Annotated in this window: 16 protein-coding genes; 8 read left to right on the forward strand and 8 right to left on the reverse strand. The window is 63.8% G+C overall.

The features are described 5' to 3' along the window. Window positions 1–39 precede the first annotated feature (39 nt). Window positions 40–954, reverse strand: coding sequence for a substrate binding domain-containing protein (locus OKW44_RS26955; protein ID WP_018418177.1), 915 nt, complete (start codon window positions 952–954; stop codon window positions 40–42). 172 nt (window positions 955–1,126) lie between these two features. Between OKW44_RS26955 and gcl the strand changes: the two genes are divergently transcribed. The 3 genes from gcl to OKW44_RS26970 all read left to right on the forward strand — a co-directional run bounded on the left by gcl (window position 1,127) and on the right by OKW44_RS26970 (window position 4,828). After that, entirely contained in the window at window positions 1,127–2,902 is a 1,776-nt protein-coding gene (gene gcl, locus OKW44_RS26960; RefSeq protein ID WP_018418178.1) for a glyoxylate carboligase, read from the forward strand. A 129-nt stretch (window positions 2,903–3,031) separates the two neighbouring features. Next, on the forward strand, window positions 3,032–3,841 hold the full coding sequence (gene otnI, locus OKW44_RS26965) for a 2-oxo-tetronate isomerase (protein ID WP_018418179.1): 810 nt from the start codon (window positions 3,032–3,034) through the stop codon (window positions 3,839–3,841). A gap of 75 nt (window positions 3,842–3,916) precedes the next feature. Next, a complete protein-coding gene (locus OKW44_RS26970) occupies window positions 3,917–4,828 on the forward strand; it encodes a 2-hydroxy-3-oxopropionate reductase (protein WP_018418180.1) in 912 nt (303 codons plus the stop codon). Between the two features lie 259 nt (window positions 4,829–5,087). Here OKW44_RS26970 and OKW44_RS26975 read toward each other — a convergent pair whose 3' ends face one another. Continuing rightward, on the reverse strand, window positions 5,088–6,131 hold the full coding sequence (locus tag OKW44_RS26975; RefSeq protein WP_018418181.1) for an asparaginase: 1,044 nt from the start codon (window positions 6,129–6,131) through the stop codon (window positions 5,088–5,090). Window positions 6,132–6,611: 480 nt separating this feature from the next. On the opposite strand from OKW44_RS26975, the gene OKW44_RS26980 reads away from it, so the two are divergent. Together OKW44_RS26980 and OKW44_RS26985 are read left to right on the forward strand one after the other, a co-directional pair. Continuing rightward, window positions 6,612–10,238: an ESPR-type extended signal peptide-containing protein gene (locus OKW44_RS26980; RefSeq protein WP_280783705.1), complete on the forward strand. Its 3,627-nt coding sequence runs from the start codon at window positions 6,612–6,614 to the stop codon at window positions 10,236–10,238. A 29-nt stretch (window positions 10,239–10,267) separates the two neighbouring features. Beyond that, entirely contained in the window at window positions 10,268–11,221 is a 954-nt protein-coding gene (locus OKW44_RS26985) for a YadA family autotransporter adhesin (protein WP_026225414.1), read from the forward strand. Window positions 11,222–11,366: 145 nt separating this feature from the next. Here the strand turns inward: OKW44_RS26985 and OKW44_RS26990 are convergent, their stop codons facing one another. The 5 genes from OKW44_RS26990 to OKW44_RS27010 all read right to left on the reverse strand — a co-directional run bounded on the left by OKW44_RS26990 (window position 11,367) and on the right by OKW44_RS27010 (window position 16,582). Next, the gene (locus OKW44_RS26990; protein ID WP_018418184.1) at window positions 11,367–12,293 is read right to left on the reverse strand and encodes a CysB family HTH-type transcriptional regulator; all 927 of its coding nucleotides are present in this window, start codon (window positions 12,291–12,293) and stop codon (window positions 11,367–11,369) included. Between the two features lie 120 nt (window positions 12,294–12,413). Further along, window positions 12,414–13,472 carry a sulfate/molybdate ABC transporter ATP-binding protein gene (locus OKW44_RS26995; protein ID WP_018418185.1) on the reverse strand — a complete coding sequence of 353 codons (1,059 nt, stop codon included), beginning with the start codon at window positions 13,470–13,472 and terminating at the stop codon, window positions 12,414–12,416. Next, entirely contained in the window at window positions 13,473–14,480 is a 1,008-nt protein-coding gene (gene cysW / locus OKW44_RS27000; RefSeq protein ID WP_018418186.1) for a sulfate ABC transporter permease subunit CysW, read from the reverse strand. Then, entirely contained in the window at window positions 14,477–15,373 is an 897-nt protein-coding gene (cysT, locus tag OKW44_RS27005; protein ID WP_018418187.1) for a sulfate ABC transporter permease subunit CysT, read from the reverse strand. Before cysT ends, cysW begins: the two co-directional genes overlap by 4 nt. A 162-nt stretch (window positions 15,374–15,535) precedes the next feature. Continuing rightward, window positions 15,536–16,582 (reverse strand): sulfate ABC transporter substrate-binding protein, encoded by a 1,047-nt coding sequence (locus tag OKW44_RS27010; RefSeq protein ID WP_018418188.1) that lies wholly within the window; start codon window positions 16,580–16,582, stop codon window positions 15,536–15,538. Window positions 16,583–16,892: 310 nt separating this feature from the next. Between OKW44_RS27010 and lexA the strand changes: the two genes are divergently transcribed. The 3 genes from lexA to OKW44_RS27025 all read left to right on the forward strand — a co-directional run bounded on the left by lexA (window position 16,893) and on the right by OKW44_RS27025 (window position 18,715). Further along, window positions 16,893–17,543 (forward strand): transcriptional repressor LexA, encoded by a 651-nt coding sequence (gene lexA / locus OKW44_RS27015; RefSeq protein WP_026225415.1) that lies wholly within the window; start codon window positions 16,893–16,895, stop codon window positions 17,541–17,543. Between the two features lie 90 nt (window positions 17,544–17,633). Continuing rightward, window positions 17,634–17,978, forward strand: a complete 345-nt coding sequence (locus OKW44_RS27020) for a hypothetical protein (RefSeq protein ID WP_018418189.1) — start codon at window positions 17,634–17,636, stop codon at window positions 17,976–17,978. 119 nt (window positions 17,979–18,097) lie between these two features. Next, the gene (locus OKW44_RS27025) at window positions 18,098–18,715 is read left to right on the forward strand and encodes a DUF2939 domain-containing protein (protein WP_018418190.1); all 618 of its coding nucleotides are present in this window, start codon (window positions 18,098–18,100) and stop codon (window positions 18,713–18,715) included. A gap of 119 nt (window positions 18,716–18,834) precedes the next feature. On the opposite strand, the gene OKW44_RS27030 is transcribed toward OKW44_RS27025, so the two are convergent. Continuing rightward, on the reverse strand, window positions 18,835–19,302 hold the full coding sequence (locus OKW44_RS27030; protein WP_018418191.1) for a universal stress protein: 468 nt from the start codon (window positions 19,300–19,302) through the stop codon (window positions 18,835–18,837). Between the last annotated feature and the right edge of the window lie 274 nt (window positions 19,303–19,576).

A 19,576-nucleotide genomic window follows, 5' to 3' on the forward strand; every position in this document is an offset into this window, starting at 1 on the left:
CAGGAAAGATCGCGATCGCCTGCGCGCGCGGCTCGCCAGCTAGTACGATGGCCGGCTCCAGTAGTCGTCGCTCGCGTACATGTCTTTCAGATAGTCGATGAAATAGCGCACGCGCGCCGGCACGAAGCGCTGCTGCGGATAGACCGCAAGGATGTCGTAATCGGGCAGCGCATATTCGTCGAGCACGGTTTCGAGCTCGCCGCGCGCGAGCTGCCGCTGGATTTCCCACGTCGAACGCCAGCCGAGTCCGAGCCCCTCCGAAACCCAGCGATGCAGCAGTTCGCCATCGTTGCAGTCGAGCGAGCCGCCCACCCGCACCGTCGCGAGCTTGCCGTTGCGGCGGAAATACCAGCCGCGGTTCTGCCCGCCTTGCAGATTGAACGCGAGACAGTTGTGGGCCGGCAGATCCTCGAGCGTCTTCGGCTTGCCGTGACGGCGAAAATAGTCGGGCGTACCGCACACCACGCGCCGGTTCGACGCGAGCTTCACCGCGACGAAGTTCGGATCGACCGCGCCGCCTATGCGGATCGACAGATCGTAGCCCTCGCGCACCAGATCGACGACCCGGTCGGTCAGATTGAACGACATCTGCAACTCGGGTTTGTCGCGTAAAAACGCGGGCGCGAGCGGCGCGACGTGCTTACGCCCGAACGCGGCGGGCGCCGACACGATCAGATGGCCGTTCACCGCGCGGCGCCCCGCGCTCAGTTCGTTTTCCGCCTGATCCCATTCGCTGAGAAGCCCGCGGCAGCGTTCGAGAAACGCGGCGCCGTCCTCGCTGACCACGAGCCGCCGTGTCGTGCGATACATCAGCTTCACGCCGAGGCGCTTCTCGAGCGCATCGATGCGCCGCCCGAGAATCACGGGCGACACCCCTTCCTCCAGCGCCGCCGCCGCGAGACTGCCCGCATCGGCGACCCGCACGAAGGTTTCGATCTGTTTGAAGCGGTCCATGTTCGTCTCCCACCTGTCTCTTGCCGGGCTGATGCCGGCCGTGCGCCGGGCTTCACGTCATTCCATACTTTTTGTTTCGGAATAAGCGACCCGGACTGATCTTATCAAACCTTTGGCGCAGGCCTACAGTGTCCCTCAACCGACGTAATTCCCCGACCTTGAGGAGATATTCATGGCCAAAATGAGAGCCGTCGACGCCGCTGTTCTGGTGCTCGAAAAAGAAGGCATCGATACCGCCTTCGGCGTGCCGGGCGCCGCGATCAACCCGTTCTACTCGGCGATGCGCAAAGCCGGCGGCATCAGCCACGTGCTCGCGCGCCATGTGGAGGGTGCGTCGCACATGGCCGAGGGCTACACGCGTGCCCAGCCGGGCAACATCGGCGTGTGCATCGGCACCTCGGGCCCCGCCGGCACCGACATGATCACCGGTTTGTACTCCGCGCAGGCCGACTCGATTCCTATTCTGGCGATCACAGGCCAGGCGCCGCGCGCGCGTCTGTACAAGGAAGACTTCCAGGCCGTCGATATCGAATCGATCGCCAAGCCCGTCACCAAGTGGGCCGTGACCGTGCGCGAGCCGGCGCTGGTGCCGCGCGTGTTCCAGCAGGCGTTCCATCTGATGCGCTCGGGCCGCCCGGGCCCGGTGCTGGTCGATCTGCCGATCGACGTGCAGCTCGCCGAAATCGAATTCGACATCGACACGTACGAGCCGCTGCCGGTCTACAAGCCGAAGGCAACCCGCAAGCAGATCGAGGCCGCGCTGACGCTGCTCAACGATGCCGACAGGCCGCTGATCGTGTCGGGCGGCGGCGTGCTGAACGCCGTAGCCGAAGACCTGCTCGTGAAGTTCGCCGAAACGCTCGGCGTGCCGGTGATCCCGACGTTGATGTCGTGGGGCGCGATTCCCGACGACCATCCGCTGATGGTCGGCATGGTCGGTCTGCAGACCTCGCATCGCTACGGCAACGCGACGATGCTCGCGTCCGACTTCGTGCTCGGCATCGGCAACCGCTGGGCCAACCGTCACACCGGCAGCGTCGATGTCTATACGAAGGGCCGCAAGTTCGTGCACGTCGATATCGAACCGACGCAGATCGGCCGCGTGTTCGGCCCGGATCTCGGCATCGTGTCGGACGCGAAGGCCGCGCTCGAACTGTTCGTCGAAGTCGCCAGCGAATGGAAGGCCGCGGGCAAGCTGAAGGATCGCGGTGCGTGGGTTGCCGATTGCCAGCAACGCAAGCGCACGATGCTGCGCAAGACGCACTTCGACAACGTGCCGATGAAGCCGCAGCGCGTCTACGAAGAGATGAACCAGGTGTTCGGCCGCGACACGTGCTACGTGAGCACGATCGGCCTGTCGCAGATCGCCGCCGCGCAATTCCTGCACGTGTACAAGGCGCGCAACTGGATCAACTGCGGCCAGGCCGGGCCGCTCGGCTGGACGATTCCGGCGGCGCTCGGCGTGCGCGCGGCCGACCCGCAACGGCCGATCGTCGCGCTGTCCGGCGACTACGACTTCCAGTTCATGATCGAGGAGCTCGCGGCCGGCGCGCAATTCAAGCTGCCGTACGTGCATGTCGTCGTAAACAACTCGTACCTCGGCCTGATTCGCCAGGCACAGCGCGCGTTCGAGATGGACTACTGCGTGCAGCTCGGCTTCGAGAACATCAACTCGCCGGAGACGAACGGCTATGGCGTCGATCACGTCGCGGTCGCCGAAGGTCTCGGCTGCAAGGCGATTCGCGTGTTCAAGCCCGAAGAGCTGAAGCCGGCGCTGCAAAAAGCGCAGTCGATGCTCGCCGAGTTCAACGTGCCGGTGATCGTCGAGGTGATTCTCGAACGCGTGACCAACATCTCGATGGGCACCGAGATCGACGCGATCAACGAGTTCGAGGAACTCGCGGAAAAGCGCGAGGACGCGCCGACGGCGATCAGCCTGCTCGATTGAGCGTTGCGTCTTCGCGGTATTCGCAGTATTCAGCGCGCTCGATACGCGAGGGCCGAGTTCATGCTCTGCGCCCTCGCCTCATCACGACCAGCGCGCCATTCCCTGACCGACCTGAGAGACAAAAGCACCATGCCTAAATTCGCAGCGAACCTGACGATGCTGTTCAACGAAGTGCCGTTCCTCGACCGTTTCGCGGCAGCGGCCAACGCCGGCTTTCATGCCGTCGAATTCCTGTTTCCCTATCCGTATTCGATCGCCGAATTGAGCGAACGTCTGCAACAGAACCACCTCAAGCTGGTGCTGCACAACCTGCCGGCCGGCAACTGGGAAGCCGGCGAACGCGGCATCGCGTGCCTGCCCGATCGGGTCGCCGAGTTTCAGGAAGGCGTGGGCCGCGCGATCGAATACGCAAGCGCGTTGAAGGTGCCGCAACTGAACTGCCTCGTCGGCATTCCGGGCGCGAACGTCGATGCCGACACCGCCCGCGCAACGATCGTCGACAACCTGCGCTTTGCCGCGCGCGAGCTCAAGAAGGCCGGCATCCGGCTGCTCGTCGAGCCATGCAACTCGTACGACATTCCGGGCTTCGCGCTGAACCGTTCGCGCGATGGACTCGACGTGATTCGCGAAGTCGGCTCGGACAATCTGTTCCTGCAATACGACATCTATCACATGCAGCGGATGGAAGGCGAACTCGCGGCGACGATCGAAAAGAACCTCGCGCAGATCGCGCATATCCAGCTCGCGGACAACCCCGGGCGGCACGAACCGGGCACCGGCGAGATCAACTATCCGTATCTGTTCGCGCTGCTCGACTCGCTCTGCTACGACGGCTACGTCGGTTGCGAATACAAGCCGCGCACGACGACCGATGCCGGCCTCGGCTGGGTGCAAAGCGTGGCAGGTCAGGCGCGCGGCGCGGCACACGCGGCGGCTTGAGGCGGCTCAAGGATCATCACGGCTCCCTGAAGGTCCTCAACGCACGTCCCCTAATAACCCTGGAGATTCACATACATGGCAAAGATCGGCTTCATCGGACTCGGCATCATGGGCGCGCACATGGCGCGCAACCTCATCAAGGGCGGACACGCGCTGTTCGTGAACGGCGCGTATCCGGTGCCGGACGACATCGCGAAGAGCACGAGCGTGGTCGCCAGTTCGACCGCGGTCGCGCAGGCCGCCGACATCGTCATCATCATGGTGCCGGACACACCTGACGTCGCCAACGTGCTGTTCGCCGACGACGGCGTCGCCGCCGGCCTCACCAAAGGCAAGCTCGTCATCGACATGAGCTCGATCTCGCCGCTCGACACCCAGGCGTTCTCGAAGAAGATCAACGCGCTCGGCGTCGACTATCTCGATGCGCCGGTGTCGGGCGGCGAAATCGGCGCGCGGGATGCGTCGCTGACGATCATGGTCGGCGGTCCCGAGAAAGCCTTTGCGCTGGCCAGGCCATTGTTCGAACTGATGGGCAAGAACATCTCGCTGATCGGCGACAACGGCGCGGGTCAGACCTGCAAGGTCGCGAACCAGATCATCGTCGCGCTGAACATCGAAGCGGTCGCGGAAGCGCTGCTGTTCGCGTCGCGCTCGGGCGCCGACCCAGAGCGCGTGCGGCGCGCGCTGATGGGCGGCTTCGCGTCGTCGCGGATTCTCGAAGTGCATGGCGAGCGCATGACGAAGCGCACGTTCAATCCGGGTTTCCGGATCGAGTTGCATCAGAAGGACTTGAATCTCGCGCTCGATGGCGCGCGTAAGCTCGGCATCGCGCTGCCGCATACCGCGAGCGCGCAGCAACTGTTCAGCGTCTGCGCCGCGAACGGCGGCAAGGCGTGGGATCACTCGGCGATGGTGCGCGCGCTCGAAATCATGGCGAATCATGAGGTCGCGCAGGCGCCGGACAGTGAAGAAGCGAAGGCGGCTTGAGGTCTTCGTGCTTCCTCTTCAGTTCAGCTCGCCGTTGATTCCGCCGGTTGCCGCTTCGGCATCGGAGACGTCACGGTGAACACAGGTGGGGCGCCCGTTCGTTGCACGGCAGCTTGGGTTGCCGGCGCGGCGCAACGGGCAAATCGCGCCGCTCTGGGCTGAGAGCGGCAAGTGGGGTCCGCAGCGGCACCCGTCGGTGACGGGGAAGCCTTGGTCGGTCAGACGTCGTCGTCGGGTGTCCGGCTGTCGGATTCGCCAATCAATACGTATCGAACACCTTCTGCAACGCCGCCGGCGCAGTGTGGCCCGCGGCCAGCGCCAGCATCAGCAGCACCCTCGCCTTGTACGGATTCAGCGAACCCGCGCTGACGAAACCGAGCGCATCGTCGGCCGCCGCTCCGTTGCGCATCACATGCCCCGAACCCACGCGCGACGAGCGCACCACCGCCACGCCGCGCAACGCGGCATCCGCCAGTGCCTGCTGCAACGACTGGTGGATCGAGCCATTGCCCGTACCCGCCACGACGATGCCGCGCACACCCGCGGCGACCAGCGCATCGATGGCGATCCGCGACACGCCCGCATAGCTCGGGACGATCTCCACCTGCGGCCACGCCGCATCGATCGCGAATTCGCTCGCGACCGTATGCGCGCGCACCACGCCGCGCTGGAACTCGACGCGGCCATCCTGCACCCAGCCGAGCGCGCCAATCTCAGGCGACTGGAACGCATCGACCGCATAGGTGCTCGTTTTCACGACGTCGCGCGCGCTATGAATCCGGTTGTTAAACGCGACCAGCACGCCCTGCCCGCGTGCCGCCGCGTGCGCGGCGACCGTCACCGCGTTTAGCAGGTTCAGCGGACCGTCGGCGGAGAGCGCCGACGCTGGGCGCATCGCCGCGGTCAGCACGACCGGCTTGTCCGACTTGACGGTCAGATGCAGCAGATAGGCGGTTTCCTCGAGCGTATCGGTGCCGTGCGTGACCACCACGCCGTCTACGTCGTCCGTCGCGAGCAGCGCGTTGATGCGTTGCGCGAGTGTGGTCCACAGCGGCAGCGACATGTCCTTGCTGTCGACGCTGGCGATCTGCTCGGGCGCGATTCGCGCGACCGTAGACAACGCCGGCACCGCCGCGAGCAGCTGATCGACGCCGACGACGCCCGCCTGATAGCCCGACGTATTGGCCGCATCCGGGGCCGCGCCGGCGATCGTGCCGCCGGTCGCGAGCACCGCGATGCGCGGGAGCGTCGGCGCGGCGGGATGGCTGGGAGGAATCGGGAGAGAAGAAGTCGAGATATTCATGGCGGCGATTGTAAGCGATGCGCTAGACGCCGCCACGCGGCGCCCGGTTGCAGTCATCCAAACCCGTATTGACGACGGACATCGCTGAACTGCTGATGCTTGATGAAACGAATGGGGACGCACTTTCCACGATCTGTCGCCGCCTCAAGATTTCCGACCTTGTCACGCTCTCCACGTTAGCAGGCAGCACCGCTACCGCAAGCGCTGCCGCGCTCCGATACCGGCCCGCGCCGATTCGGACCTGACCTATTTTTGTTCCATCTCAAAAATATAGACTGAAGCCAGTCACAAAGATTTAGCAAAGGCCGGACCTAGATTGACTCGGCAGAATCTGGCCGATTCCTACTGCGGCCATGAGCTTTCTGGATCGTCATCTCCCCCGTTTTTGCCGCTGATATTGAACAGCACGAAATGGCAACGGCGATTTGGCATTAGTTCGCATAACTCAATTCTTTTTCGAACCTTCAAAGGAATCATGTCATGAACAAGTCCTATCGCACCATCTGGAACGAAGCCCTTGGGTCGTGGGTGGCAGCCTCCGAGAATGCGGCTGCGCGCGGCAAGCGTAACAAGGCAAAGGTTTGTGCAGTTGTCGCGACTGCGGTTGTGGCCGCAGCCTCGTGGGCGCCGGTAGCGCACGCACAGTACAACGCTGGCGGAGGTGTTGCCAAGGGATCAAAGTCGATCGCAATTGGATCAGGCGCTACGACTGATGGTTCACAGGACGGCAATATCGCTATAGGGGATAAGGCTTCTGCGAATTCTGGTACGTCGGCAAACGCATATAGCGCTACTGCCATCGGCCTGGATGCGACCGCAGCCGGTGATGGCACTGTCGCATTGGGTGATGCCGCCAGTGCCACGGCGGACAGGGCGACCGCAATTGGCCGCTTTGCACATGCCGACGGCGTCAAGTCAAGCGCACTCGGCTCAAATGCCTATGCTTTCGAGCTAGGCTCCACAGCAGTGGGCGCAGAGTCCTTCGCATCCGCACAAGGGGCTACAGCACTCGGCTTTACGTCGGTTGCTGCGGGCCAAAACTCGGTCGCTGTGGGGTTTGGCGCAACGAGCATAGGTGACGCTGGGATTGCAATTGGGCAGCTAGCTAATTCGAAAGGGAATGCCTCCCTGGCGATGGGTACGTACGCTTCGTCGACAGGAGATTCCTCAACCGCGATCGGTTTGGAGGCACGTTCGGAAGGGGACTGGTCCACGGCGCTCGGTTACCAAGCGTACACGGCAGGGATCAGGTCCACGGCGCTCGGAAACCAATCCTTCTCGGAAGGGAAAGGCTCTACTGCACTTGGTGATCGGACCAAATCGACTGGGGACTGGTCCGCGGCGGTCGGTTCGTATGCCGAGTCGGCGGGGATCAACTCTGCTGCGGTTGGTGCTCTTGCCAGTTCGTCAGGGGACTTCTCTGCGGCAGTAGGTTCGAACGCTCGATCGGAAGGGTATGGATCGATCGCACTGGGTTTAAATTCCTCTGCATTGGAGGATCGCTCGGTGGCGTTGGGCGCGGGTTCGATCGCCGACCGCGGCGATGCGGTTTCGGTCGGCAACGCGACGCTCAAACGCCAGATCACGAATATGGCAGCCGGCACGCTGTCGGACAGCAGTACGGACGCGGTGAACGGCAGCCAGCTATATGCGACCAACCAGAACGTCACGGCCAACACGACGAACATCACCGACCTGGACAGCCGCGTGACTACGGTGGACAACCGCGTCACCAGCATCGACGGCCGCGTGACCAACGTCGAAGGCTCGGTCACAAACCTGACGCAGCAACTCGACAGCGGTAGCGTCGGCCTGGTGCAGCAGGACGCGACCAGCAAGGCCATCACGGTGGCCAGGGATCTGGATGGCACGACGGTGGACTTCGCCGGCGCGAATGGCGTGCGCACGCTGGGCGGCGTGAAGGCCGGTGCGCTGAGCGACATCAGCACCGAAGCGGTGAACGGTTCGCAGCTGCACGCGACCAACCAGAACGTCACGGCCAACACGACGAACATCGCCAGCAACACGACCGCGATTACCAGCCTGGACAGCCGCGTGAGCACGGTGGACAACCGCGTCACCAGCATCGACGGTCGCGTGACCAACGTCGAAGGCTCGGTCACGAACCTGACGCAGCAACTCGACAGCGGCAGCGTCGGCCTGGTGCAGCAGGACGCGACCAGCAAGGCCATCACGGTGGCCAAGGGTCTGGATGGCACGACGGTGGACTTCACCGGCGCGAATGGCGTGCGCACGCTGAGCGGCGTGAAGGCCGGTGCGCTGAGCGACACCAGCACCGAAGTGGTGAACGGTTCGCAGCTGCACGCGACCAACCAGAACGTCACGGCCAACACGACGAACATCGCCAGCAACACGACGGCGATTACCAGCCTGGACAGCCGCGTGACCAACGTCGAAGGCTCGGTCACAAACCTGACGCAGCAACTCGACAGCGGCAGCGTCGGCCTGGTGCAGCAGGACGCAACCAGCAAGGCCATCACGGTGGCCAAGGGTCTGGATGGCACGATGGTGGACTTCACCGGCACCGAGGGCGTGCGTGCGCTGGGCGGCGTGAAGGCCGGTGCGCTGAGCGACACCAGCACCGAAGCGGTGAACGGTTCGCAGCTGCACGCGACCAACCAGAACGTCACGGCCAACACGACGAACATCGCCAGCAACACGACGGCGATTACCAGCCTGGACAGCCGCGTGAGCACGGTGGACGACCGCGTCGCCAGCATCGACGGCCGCGTGACCAACGTCGAAGGCTCGGTCACGAACCTGACGCAGCAACTGGACGGCGGCAGCGTCGGCCTGGTGCAGCAGGACGCAACCAGCAAGGCCATCACGGTGGCCAAGGGTCTGGATGGCACGATGGTGGACTTCACCGGCACCGAGGGCGTGCGTGCGCTGAGCGGCGTGAAGGCCGGTGCGCTGAGCGACACCAGCACCGAAGCGGTGAACGGTTCGCAGCTGCACGCGACCAACCAGGCAATCGCGAACGCGAGTCGCTACTTCAAGGCGGGCGGCCTGGAGGATGGCACGGACGATGCGATCGCGGCAGCCAAGTCGGTTGCGGTCGGTGCGGGCGCATCCGCCAATGTGGGCAGCGCAGCAACCGCTAACTGGAATAATCCTCTTGTCTCGGGCAACGGCTCCAACACGGATATCAATGGTGTTGCTATCGGAGCTAACTCTCGTGCTTCGCTGGGCGGTATTGCACTTGGCGACACGGCCGTAAGCGATAGTTATTCTGGTGTAGCGCTGGGCGCATACACCGTAGCTGGCTCGCATGGAACCGCGGTCGGCGCAGGCGCGATGGCCGAGGGTGCGGATAGTTCTGCGCTGGGGTACAACGCCCTTGCCACCGGAGGAAGTGCAGCGGCAATGGGTAACTTTTCGACTGCCTCGGGCGACAAATCCGCGGCACTTGGCGCGAAGGCGAATGCACAGGCGGCGAATTCGGTGGCGCTGGGTGCGGATTCCATCGCAGACCGCGACGATGCGGTGTCGGTTGGCAACGCGACGCTCAAACGCCAGATCACGAATGTGGCGGCCGGTACGCTTTCGGCTAGCAGCACGGACGCGGTGAACGGCAGCCAGCTGTACGGCACGGCATCGAGCGTGGCCCAGGCACTGGGTGGCGGTTCGACCGTGAACCCGGACGGCACGATCAGCGCACCGAGCTACAGCGTGGGCGGAACGACGGTGCATAGCATCAGCGATGCTGTTACCAACATCGACGGCCGTACGACGCGGAACGCGAGTGACATCGAGCAGAACACCGCGACTATCACGAACGTGCAGAACCGACTGGCTGATGGCTCGGTGGGTCTGGTGCAGCAGGACGCGACCACCCGTGACATCACGGTTGCCAAGGACACCGACGGTACGGTGGTGAACATGGCGGGCACGGCGGGCGACCGCACGGTAACAGGCGTGGCCGCAGGCGCGGTGAACGCATCGAGCGTGGACGCGGTGAATGGCGGCCAGCTGTACGGCACGGCATCGAGCATGGCCCAGGCACTGGGTGGCGGTTCGACCATGAACGCGGACGGCACGATCAGCGCGCCGAGCTACAGCGTGTTACGACCGTGCATAGCGTAGGCGATGCCGTCACCAACCTGGATGACCGGGTGACGCAGAACACCACGGACATCACGAAGCTGCAGACGCAGGTGGGCGATGTCGGCACGCAACTGTCGGGCGCGGTGCAGTACGACCGTAACGTTGACGGTTCGGTGAACTTCGGTTCCGTGACGCTGGGTGGAGGTCTGGGCGCGGGTCCGGTGATCCTGACCAATGTGGCCAACGGCACGAGCCAGTACGACGCGGTGAACTTCGGCCAGCTGTCGACGTTGCAGGACCAGGTGACGGATCTCAACGGGCAGGTGAAGGATCTCGGTTCCCAGGTGTCGAACATTCAACCGGTCACCCCGGATGTTTCGTCGCCGGACCGCAACACAGACGAGGTGGCCAATGCAGCGACGCCGGGTACCGGTGTGGGCAGCACCGTGGCCGGGGCAAACGCCAGTGCTACAGCAGACAACGCGGTAGCAGTGGGCACCAATGCGGCGGCGACCGGCGTCAACTCGACGGCGATCGGCACGGGCTCGCAGGCTGGCAATGCGAACTCGGTGGCGTTGGGTCAGGGCTCGGTGACGGATCGCGATAACTCGGTATCGGTGGGTTCAGCGGGTCACGAACGCCAGATCACCAACGTCGCAGCGGGTACGGCGGACACGGATGCAGTTAATGTCGGTCAGATGAACAGCTCCGTCGCACAAGGCGTTCAGCAGGCCAACAACTACACCGATCAGCGTATCAACGCGACCAACCAGGCGATCAACGACGTCGCGAAGAACGCCTACGCAGGGATCGCAGCAGCGATGGCAATGCCGAACATGACGCCGTCGGGTCCGGGCAAGACGATCGTCGCTGCGGGTGGGGCAACCTATAAGGGCGGCAGCGCCGCAGCAGTAGGAGCTACGTACCGCTCACGGAACAATAAGTGGCTCGTCAACGCTGCGATGTCGGTCACGTCGACTGGTGACGCTGGTGTACGTGCGCAGGTTGGCTACGAGTTCTAATAGCCATGTCACGTAAAGAGCAGAAGGTCCGTTAGTCCAATAGCTGTATAGCGGGTGTTTAGAGAGAGTCTTGCCGGGCACGGCAGGACTCTTTTTTTTGCGTCCATCCCGCGAATGCAAGTCCCACCCTAAGCTGTTCGCGGCCCTAAGCCGCCTCGCGCAACTGCGCCGCGATGTCTGCCTCGCTCAACTGCGGCGCGAACATCTCGATCAACCGATAGGCGTACGCGCGCAGGAACGCGCCCTTGCGCAAGCCGACGCGCGTCGTGCTCGCCTCGAACAGATGCTGCGTGTCGAGCGCGACGAGTTCGCTGTCGCGCTTCGGGTCGTAGGCCATTGCCGCGACCACGCCGATGCCCATGCCGAGTTCGACGTAGGTCTTGATCACGTCGGCGTCGATCGCGGTCAGCACGACGTCGGGCAACGCACCCGCTTTCGCGAACGCCTGATCGATATGCGAGCGGCCGGTGAAGTCCTGGTCGTAGGTGATGATCGGGAATTCGGCGATCTCGTCGAGCGTCAGATTCGCTCGGCCGACGAGCGGATGATCCTTCGGCACCACCACGACGTGATGCCACGAATAGCACGGGAACGTGACGATGTCGGGAAAACGGTCGAGCGCCTCGGTCGAGATGCCGATATCCGCCTCGCCGTTGATGATCATCTGCGCGATCTGCTGCGGGCTGCCCTGGCGCAGCGCCAGATGCACTTTCGGGAACACCGACGTGAACTGCCGAACCACCTTCGGCAATGCGTAGCGTGCCTGCGTGTGGGTGGTCGCGACGACGAGGTGGCCGCTGTCCTGATCCGCGTACTGACGCGCGACGCGGCGCAGATTCTCCGCATCGAGCAGCATCCGCTCGATCAACTGATGCACGGCCTTGCCCGGTTCGGTGAGCCCGGTCAGACGCTTGCCGCGGCGGATGAAGATGTCGACCCCGAGTTCGTCCTCGAGATCCTTGATCTGCTTCGATACGCCCGACTGCGACGTGTAGAGCACATTCGCCGCTTCGGTCAGGTTCATGTTCTGCCGCACGGCTTCGCGCACGAAGCGCAATTGCTGGAAATTCATCGTTGTGTCTCCGGTTCTGCCAGAGTTGAGTTTTATTGGAGCCGCAAATGCCAGGCGATCCACGCGGTACGGCTGATATGTTCTCTCGTGTCCTCAGCGCCGCACAGCGGCGCCGCCACCTCACTGCGCCGGAAACACCCGCAGCGCGCGCGGCACCGCGGTCACGCCGTCGCCGACCGCGAGTTGCAGATCACGCCACGTTTCGCGATCGAGTTCGGCTTCGAGCAGATTGCCCTCGCGACCCGAGAGCTCGACGCGCACCGAACCGCCGAGCGTCACCACACGCCGCACGTCGACGACAATGCCCTCGCGATGCCCCGCCGCCTGCGGATACAACTGCAGATCGTGCGGCCGCACATAGGCGAACGCCGGGCCCCTAAAACCCGCCGCGATCGCGACCGGCAGCGCCGCGCCATCGACGACGAAGCCTTGCGCACCGACGCTGCCGTGCAGGCGGTTCGCCGCGCCGAGAAACTCGTAGACAAACGGCGTCTGCGGATGGTCGTACACCTCCTGTGGGCTCCCTACCTGCTCGACATGCCCGCGATTGAGCACGACGATACGGTCCGCCACTTCGAGCGCTTCTTCCTGATCGTGCGTGACGAAGATCGTCGAAATATGCAGATCGTCGTGCAGGCGACGCAACCAGCTGCGCAGTTCCTTGCGCACCTTCGCGTCGAGCGCGCCGAACGGCTCGTCGAGCAACAGCACCTTCGGCTCCACGGCCAACGCACGTGCGAGCGCGATGCGCTGGCGCTGGCCGCCGGACAGCTCCGACGGATAGCGCTGCGCGAGCCAGTCGAGCTGCACGAGCTTCAGCAACTCATGCACCTTCTCACGAATCACCTTCTCGGACGGACGTTCCTTGCGCGGCTTCACGCGCAGCCCGAACGCGACGTTTTCGAACACCGTCATATGACGGAACAGCGCGTAGTGCTGGAACACGAAACCCATCTCGCGCTCACGCGCGCCGACCGCCGCGACATCCAGGCCTTGCAGCTCGACCTGGCCGCCATCCGCGTATTCGAGGCCGGCGATCACACGCAGCAACGTCGTCTTGCCGCAACCGGACGGCCCGAGCAGCGCGACGAGTTCGCCCGGCGGAAAGTCGAGCGACACGTTGTCGAGCGCGACGAAATCGCCGAAGCGCTTTTGCAGGTTACGAACGGTGATACCCATTTACAGCTCTCCTTGCTTGAGCGGATGTCGCTGCGACGCAGGCGTGGCGTTGACGAAAAACGAATGAGAAGCGGACTGCGCGCTATTGGCCTGCGAAGCGCCGGACGGCGACACGGGCCCCGCATACGCAGGCACTTCGCGCGCCGCCGACAGTTCCGCCGACATATGACGCTCGGCCAACAGCTTGAGCCCCAGCGTAACCAGCGCCAGCAATGCGAGCAGCGAGGCCACGGCGAACGCGGCCGAGAAGTTGTACTCGTTGTAGAGGATTTCGACGTGCAGCGGCATCGTGTCGGTCTGCCCGCGAATATGGCCCGACACGACCGACACCGCGCCGAACTCGCCCATTGCGCGCGCATTGCACAGAATCACGCCGTACAGCAGACCCCACTTGACGTTCGGCAGCGTGACGCGACGGAACGTCTGCCAGCCCGATGCGCCGAGCACGTGCGCGGCTTCTTCCTCGTCGTTGCCCTGCGCCTGCATCAGCGGAATCAGCTCGCGCGCGACGAACGGGAACGTGACGAAGATCGTCGCGAGCACGATGCCCGGCACCGCGAAGATGATCTGCACATTGTGATCTTCGAGCCACGGGCCGAACCAGCCCTGCGCGCCGAACATCAGCACGTAGATCAGACCGGAGATCACCGGCGACACCGAAAACGGCAGATCGATCAAGGTGGTCAGCAGCGCCTTGCCACGGAATTCGAACTTCGCGATACACCACGACGCCGCAAGGCCGAACACGAGGTTCAGCGGCACCGCGATCGCCGCGGTGAGCAGCGTCAGTTTGATCGCCGACAGCGCATCCGGATCGGCGAGCGCTTCGAAGTAAAAACGCAGTCCCTTGTTCAGCGCCTGATAGAACACCGCGGCGAGCGGCACGACCAGAAACAGCGCGAGAAACAGCAGTGCGAGGCCGATCAGCAGCCAGCGCACGACCGCCGGCTCGCTGACCGGATCGGGGCGACGCGCCACGCTCGCCGGGTTGGTCGGAACGCGGCTCATTGCACACCTCCACCGATAGCGGCGACGCTCGTGGCCACTGGCGTCGATCCCGTATTGCCGCGGCTCGTGCGCCGCTGCAGATACCACTGCAGCGTGTTGATCGACAGCAGCATCAGGAACGACACGACCAGCATCACGACCGCGAGTGCCGTCGCGCCCGCATAGTCATATTGCTCGAGCTTCGTGATGATCAGGAGCGACGTGATCTCCGACTTCATCGGCACATTGCCGGCGATGAAGATCACCGAGCCGTATTCGCCGAGCGCGCGCGCAAAGGCGAGCGCGAAGCCGGTCAGCAGCGCCGGGAACACGGCCGGCAGCACGACGCGGCGAAACGTGAGCCAGCGCGAGGCGCCGAGACACGCGGCCGCCTCCTCCTGCTCGCGCTCGAACTCCTCGAGCACCGGTTGCACGGTGCGCACGACGAACGGCAGGCCGATGAACGTCAGCGCGACCAGCACACCCGCCGGCGTGAACGCGATCTTGATGCCGAGCGGCGCGAGGAACTGGCCGATCCAGCCGTTGCCCGCATACACGGCCGCGAGCGAAATGCCTGCCACCGAGGTGGGCAGCGCGAACGGCAGATCGACGACCGCATCGACGATCCGCTCGAACGGAAACGTGTAGCGCACCAGCACCCACGCGACGAGAAAGCCGAACACCGCGTTGATCAGCGCGCCGCCTAGCGCCGAGAAAAACGTCAGCCGATACGACGCGAGCACACGCGGCGACGTGACCGCGCGCACGAACTGATGCCAGTCGAGCGTCGCGGTTTTCAGAAAGGTCGCCGCCAATGGAATCAGCACCACGAGGCTCAGATAAGCCACCGTGATGCCGAGTGTCAGGCCAAAACCGGGCAATGCGCTCGGCTTGCGGAAGGTCAACGTGGTCATGCTGGATACTCGTTCATGGTTGATGCTCGCGCGGTTGTTCGTTTTGCCGTGTTGCCGTACTGCGGTACTGCCGCACTCTGCTGGCCACCGGACCCCGGTTAGCCGAAAGCGCGCCCATCAGGCGCGCCCTTTTGCCCCTGCCTGTGATTCAGGCGGTGGTTCTTACTGCGGCTGATAAATCGAATCGAACACGCCGCCGTCCGCGAAATGGGTCTTCTGCGCGTTGGTCCAACCGCCGAACGAATCGTCGATCGTGTACAGCTTCAATTTCGGAAACTTCGCGGTCAGATCGGCGGGCACCTTGCTGGAACGCGGACGATAGAAATTGCGCGCGGCGATCTCCTGACCTTGCTCGCTATACAGGAAGTTCAGATACGCCTCGGCCAGCTTGCGCGTGCCGTGTTTGTCGACGACCTTGTCGACCACCGCGACCGGCGGCTCGGCCAGAATGCTCACCGACGGCACCACGATCTCGAACTTGTCCGGACCAAACTCCTTCAGCGACAGAAACGCCTCGTTTTCCCACGCGATCAGCACGTCGCCGATACCGCGCTGCACGAAGCTCGTGGTCGCGCCGCGCGCGCCCGAATCGAGCACGCCGGCGTTCCTGTACAGCTTGCCGACGAACTCCCTGGCCTTCTGGTCGTTGCCGCCCGGTTGATGCTCGGCGTACGCCCACGCGGCCAGGTAGTTCCAACGCGCGCCGCCCGAGGTCTTCGGATTCGGCGTCACGATCGACACGCCCGGCTTCACCAGATCGTCCCAATCCTTGATGTGCTTCGGGTTGCCCTTGCGCACCAGAAACACGATCGTCGACGTGTACGGCGATGCGTTGTCCGGCAGACGCTTTTGCCAGTTCTTGTCGACGAGCCCCTTGTTCGCGAGCGCGTCGATGTCATAGGCGAGCGCAAGCGTCACGACGTCGGCCTGCAGTCCGTCGAGCACCGAGCGAGCCTGCGCGCCCGAGCCGCCGTGCGACTGCCTGAAGGTGACGGCTTCGCCGGTCCTGGCCTTCCATTCCTTGCCGAATGCCTGATTGATGTCCTGATACAGCTCGCGAGTCGGATCGTAGGACACGTTCAACAGCGTGGTGTCGGCGTGCGCGACGCCGCTTGCGCCCAACATGCCGAGCGCACCCGCCGCGCCGACGGCGAGCGCCGCGATCAGTCTCCTGGTTCGAGCCGCAAGCCCCGTATGCCGATGGTTCATTTCAATTTTTCTCCGCGTGATGTCCGCTGATGAGCGTCTGGTGTTGTTCTGCGTCGCGGTCACGTGCACATGAGCGCCAACCGGAGGCCAGTCTATCGAAGCGCTTTCATCATTAAAAATAATGTTTCTTCATTTTTTAATACTCAAAAGTGGTAACGACAGATGCGCCGGCTGTTGGGACGCCGACAAGGCCGTTATGTCGCCGACAAACGACGCCCGAGCGCGCCCCTTGCGCCGAACTTAAAGTAAAGCTTGAAATGCGCCGAATACTGTATAAAAATACAGTCACCTGTTCATACATACAGTGGCCATGACAAAACTCACCGCACGACAGCAGCAGGTTTTCGATCTGATCCGCCGCGCGATCGAACGCACCGGCTTTCCGCCCACCCGCGCGGAAATTGCCGCCGAACTCGGGTTCAGCTCGGCCAATTCCGCGGAAGAGCATCTGCGCGCGCTGGCGCGCAAGGGCGTGATCGAACTCGCGGCCGGCGCGTCGCGCGGCATCCGCCTGCTGTCCGGGCAGGAGGACGCGCCGTATCAGTTCACCCTGCCGCATGCGGGCCTGATGCAGTTATCGTTGCCGCTGATCGGCCGGGTCGCGGCGGGTAGCCCGATCCTCGCGCAGGAACATATCTCGCAGCACTACGCGTGTGACCCGGCGCTGTTCTCGAGCAAGCCCGACTACCTGCTGAAGGTGCGCGGCCTGTCGATGCGCGACGCGGGCATTCTCGACGGCGACCTGCTCGCGGTGCAAAAGCGCACTGAAGCGAAGGACGGCCAGATCATCATTGCGCGGCTTGGCGACGACGTGACGGTCAAGCGTCTGAAGCGCCGGCCGAACGGCATCGAATTGATTGCCGAAAACCCCGATTACGACAACATCTTCGTGGAAACCGGCAGCGCCGATTTCGCGCTCGAAGGGATCGCGGTCGGGCTGATCCGCCCCAGCGAGTTCTGATCTTTCGCTGTCGCCAGAACGCTTGCGCCGGTTTGTCCGACCCAAGCCGCATTTACGCCCGCATCTACGCCGCATCGCCTGGAGAGACTCATGGAACGCCTTGCCCGCCTGTTGCCCTTTCGCCAGTTCGGCCGTCTGCGCCATCTGCGCAAGCTCACGCCCTGCGCGCTAATCGAGGCGCCCGCTGCGCGCACGCCGTCGCTGTTCGACGCGACTGCCGAAGCTTCCGGTCTGCCGTCGTCGTTGCCGGCGTTCGCGCGCGTGTCGCTGAATTCGGCGCTGAACATCGCCGAGCCCGCGCGTCGCGCGCCGGTGCGGGTCTATCATGGACCGTCGCGACTGATCATGGTCGGCACGGTCGACGCCGTATGCCGTATGATCGATCGTTGCATAGCCGACGAAGCCAACGTGCACGGCGCGGTGTTCGAAGCCTGAGCGAATCCTGAGTACGCATGCAACAAGTACTTCGGATGTTCAGAGATTCGCGTGGGATGGGATCGTTCCGACCTCGCCGTGGTCGACGTTAGATCATCACTGACGTGGAGTCCCATTCGATGACAATTCGGAAACGCACACAGGGCAGCGCCACCCGGCCGCTGCTGATCACACTGATCGTGGTGATCGTGATTGCCGCGCTGGGCTTTATTTATGCGTCACCGTATCTCGCGGTGAACAATCTCAAACGCGCCGCAGATGCTCGTGACGTGCAAACTGTCAATCAATACGTGGACTTTCCCGCGCTACGCGATAGCCTGAAGCAACAGGTGGGCGCCATGCTGACACGCCGGCTCGAGGCGGATGCCGGCAACAAGATGGCCACGATCGGCGCGGTGATCGGCGTGACGCTGATCGGCCCGCTCGTCGATGCCTATGCGACACCCGACGGCGTCGCGGCGCTGCTGAACGGCATGCCGCCGCGTGGCACGCCGGGCGAGCAACCATCCGCGCCGCCAGCCGCGGGCGGCGAAGCGCCGGCCGCACCAGCCGCTGGCGACACCACCACCCAGGCAAGCGCACCGCCGCCCGGGCGTCAAAGCACGGCCGGCTATCGCAGTCTCAACGAGTTTGTCATCACGTACCGGCGTGGCGAAGGTAACGCGAACTATTCGGCAATCTTTCGTCGCGAAGGTCTAGTCACGTGGAAGCTCGCGGCAATCGATCTGAACGAGTGACATTGAAGCCTGGCCGGATGGGATGCGTAGCTGGCCATCGGGGCCGGCCACGCGACAGGGTCTATTCACATTCTGGGCTAGATGACGGGGCGCGCGGCTTCGCGTCCCTCACTAGCCTCTTACGCCGCAGCCGCCTGCTGCTGCTCCTGCGCGGACGAGCACGCCACCAGAATGCTGCACGACACGCGGTCGAGCAGCGGCGTGTTGCCCGCCCCCATCCACCACCGCGACAAACCAGTCCGGCAGCGATGACCCACCACCACGAGGTCGACCTGCAACTCGTTGGCAAGATTGGCGATCTCGTCGATCGGATGACCGAATGCGAAATGCCCTTGCGCGCTTACGCCGCGCTCGGTCAGCCAGTTCACGCCCTCCTGCAAAATCTCGCGGGCTGTTTTTTCAAAGCTGCCGCAGGCGACGTCCGTCAACAGGCCCGCGCTTTGGGCAATGCTAGAACGCATGTCGACCACCGACAGCAGATGCGTTTCCGCCTTCAGTTCCAACGCCAGATCGGCACCGCAACGCAGGGCTTTGCGGCCTTCGCGCGAGCCGTCGTAGCACAACAGAATTTTCTGGTAGCTCGCCATCTGTTTTCTCCATTCGCGCGGAAAGCGCGGTCTGAATCAATCATGGTGCGCCGCAATTCAGCTTGCAAGGGATGGAAAACGCTAAGTGCATACTCGGTGCATGCCGATCCAGTCTGCACAAGCGTTGGGCGACCCGACGCTGCGTTTGCACACGGATGCCGCAATGCAAAACTTCGTTTGCGAACGCTGCGTCGACACACTGCGGGCCGGTTGACGTGGCAGCCGTGCCACCGCCAGTCAGCGGCGCCAACCGACACCGACAAGCGCATCGCAC

It is taken from the genome of Paraburkholderia lebeckiae (assembly GCF_050436325.1).
GTDB classification, from domain to species: Bacteria; Pseudomonadota; Gammaproteobacteria; order Burkholderiales; family Burkholderiaceae; genus Paraburkholderia; species Paraburkholderia tuberum.

Coding starts and splice junctions, on each gene's coding strand:
- cysT (WP_018418187.1), bottom strand. CDS start 15,373: ATGACCACGTTGACCTTCCGCAAGCCGAGCGCATTGCCCGGTTTTGGC.
- OKW44_RS27020 (WP_018418189.1), top strand. CDS start 17,634: ATGGAACGCCTTGCCCGCCTGTTGCCCTTTCGCCAGTTCGGCCGTCTG.
- otnI (WP_018418179.1), top strand. CDS start 3,032: ATGCCTAAATTCGCAGCGAACCTGACGATGCTGTTCAACGAAGTGCCG.
- OKW44_RS26995 (WP_018418185.1), bottom strand. CDS start 13,472: ATGGGTATCACCGTTCGTAACCTGCAAAAGCGCTTCGGCGATTTCGTC.
- OKW44_RS27030 (WP_018418191.1), bottom strand. CDS start 19,302: ATGGCGAGCTACCAGAAAATTCTGTTGTGCTACGACGGCTCGCGCGAA.
- OKW44_RS26955 (WP_018418177.1), bottom strand. CDS start 954: ATGGACCGCTTCAAACAGATCGAAACCTTCGTGCGGGTCGCCGATGCG.
- OKW44_RS26990 (WP_018418184.1), bottom strand. CDS start 12,293: ATGAATTTCCAGCAATTGCGCTTCGTGCGCGAAGCCGTGCGGCAGAAC.
- gcl (WP_018418178.1), top strand. CDS start 1,127: ATGGCCAAAATGAGAGCCGTCGACGCCGCTGTTCTGGTGCTCGAAAAA.
- cysW (WP_018418186.1), bottom strand. CDS start 14,480: ATGAGCCGCGTTCCGACCAACCCGGCGAGCGTGGCGCGTCGCCCCGAT.
- OKW44_RS26970 (WP_018418180.1), top strand. CDS start 3,917: ATGGCAAAGATCGGCTTCATCGGACTCGGCATCATGGGCGCGCACATG.
- OKW44_RS27025 (WP_018418190.1), top strand. CDS start 18,098: ATGACAATTCGGAAACGCACACAGGGCAGCGCCACCCGGCCGCTGCTG.
- lexA (WP_026225415.1), top strand. CDS start 16,893: ATGACAAAACTCACCGCACGACAGCAGCAGGTTTTCGATCTGATCCGC.
- OKW44_RS27010 (WP_018418188.1), bottom strand. CDS start 16,582: ATGAACCATCGGCATACGGGGCTTGCGGCTCGAACCAGGAGACTGATC.
- OKW44_RS26980 (WP_280783705.1), top strand. CDS start 6,612: ATGAACAAGTCCTATCGCACCATCTGGAACGAAGCCCTTGGGTCGTGG.
- OKW44_RS26975 (WP_018418181.1), bottom strand. CDS start 6,131: ATGAATATCTCGACTTCTTCTCTCCCGATTCCTCCCAGCCATCCCGCC.